The sequence below is a fragment of the Marinobacter sp. genome (assembly GCF_035268745.1).
GTDB lineage: Bacteria > Pseudomonadota > Gammaproteobacteria > Pseudomonadales > Oleiphilaceae > Marinobacter.
This window is the reverse complement of sequence record NZ_DATFKH010000158.1, coordinates 1-1,296: the sequence shown is the minus strand read 5'-3', so window position 1 is coordinate 1,296 and position 1,296 is coordinate 1. Positions and strand designations below refer to the sequence as shown.

Sequence of the window (1,296 nt, the reverse complement as noted above, 5' to 3'; positions counted from 1 at the left end):
CCATTTGCTCCGGTTCCTATATCGAGCAGCTTGATGCCGGGCTGTTTAAGTCCAGGCTCAAGCTCAAGCAGGTCGGCCATGTAATGAATGTAGTCAGCTCTGCCCGGGATTGGAGGGCAAAGAGCACCCTCTGGAATATCCCAATCGACAATGTTGTAGTATCGATTCAATAGCGCGGCGTTGAGAGTTTTGACTGCCAATGGGTCTGCGAAATCGATGGAAAGGTCGCCATGAGCGTTCGGTTTCACATGGGGGGCTAGTGCCGGGGTGCTTTTTACGAGAGCCGGGAAGTCATAGCCCTGGTTGTGGAGATTCCTCGGGTGTAGCCCCTTTCGAACAGGCTTTGCAGAAACCGGGACAGATCTATGCTTTGAGTGCATGCTGTCAACTGCACCGACTTTGCAGCTGCCCTACATAGGCGGCGGTAAAGGCCGCTTCCTGAAAGGCTTTCAAACCCGTGTCGGCAAAGGCAATCGGCAGCGGGTTGGCTGCCAGGGTGGACTTGATCAGTGCTGGGGGCAGCAGGGTCACCGTCAACTCAACATCGGTAATAAGTTGAATAGCCGCTTCCATTTTGAAGCTGATGGCACCACCGGCAAATTTGCCTTTTGGCATCCGCTCTTTGATCGCAACACTGGTGACCCCGTACTGGACCATTAACTCCGCAAAGGCCGCCTGGAACCGCTTCAGATCTTCACGGCTATGGTTTTTGGGCAGTGACAGTTTGCGTACCTTGCACTCCGGCAGGTTGAACTGCCCCCTGTCCATATTCAGCAAACACACCACTGCATCGCTGCCAGTCAGCTCAACCCCGCAAACAATCATAGCCATTTCCCTCTAGTCCTCGGCTGTGTTCAGCCACAGCACTTTTTGAATTTGAGTCCACTGCCGCAGTTGCAGGCGTCGTTGCGGGAGGGCGATTTTGCCGTGGTGACCGTGCTCCCTTTATTCAGGATAGCGGTGAGCTCGTTGATGGATTCAACGGCGCCCTCGCGGGTATCAATCGAAATAGTCGCGTGCAGCTTCGCCCTGGCCACCTGTGCCTCAACTTCCTGCTTGCGCGCTTCACTGGTAACCACCAGCGTTAGCGGGTATTTCTTGCTGCCACTCTTCTGGCTGGCGTTGGTCTGAAAGCCGCCGTAAGCGGTGTGGTGCTGGCGTGCGTCCTGCCGGCCTTTGAAGAAAAATTTGTCTGACATGCTGCGATCCTGATGGGAAGAATACCCGAGCTACTGCCGGGGGGAGTCTTTTAGCATGGTTGTGGAGGCGGCGATATAGGGAGATATAATTTCCTGA

At 54.7% G+C, this 1,296-nt stretch carries 3 protein-coding genes; all 3 read right to left on the bottom strand.

Annotated elements, in window-relative coordinates:
• Positions 1 to 380: RlmF-related methyltransferase (locus VJ956_RS11915; protein ID WP_324085206.1), on the bottom strand; the 380-nt coding region annotated here is incomplete at its 3' end.
• Positions 381 to 384: 4 nt separating this feature from the next.
• Positions 385 to 825, bottom strand: coding sequence for a DUF3010 family protein (locus VJ956_RS11910; protein ID WP_324085207.1), 441 nt, complete (start codon positions 823 to 825; stop codon positions 385 to 387).
• A 29-nt stretch (positions 826 to 854) separates the two neighbouring features.
• Complete coding sequence (locus VJ956_RS11905; RefSeq protein WP_324085203.1) at positions 855 to 1,199, bottom strand: PBPRA1643 family SWIM/SEC-C metal-binding motif protein; 345 nt, start codon at positions 1,197 to 1,199, stop codon at positions 855 to 857.
• Positions 1,200 to 1,296 lie beyond the last annotated feature (97 nt).

Bases quoted from the DNA above. Each gene is read 5' to 3' on its own strand.
- VJ956_RS11910 (WP_324085207.1), bottom strand. From the start codon at position 825: ATGATTGTTTGCGGGGTTGAGCTGACTGGCAGCGATGCAGTGGTGTGT.
- VJ956_RS11905 (WP_324085203.1), bottom strand. From the start codon at position 1,199: ATGTCAGACAAATTTTTCTTCAAAGGCCGGCAGGACGCACGCCAGCAC.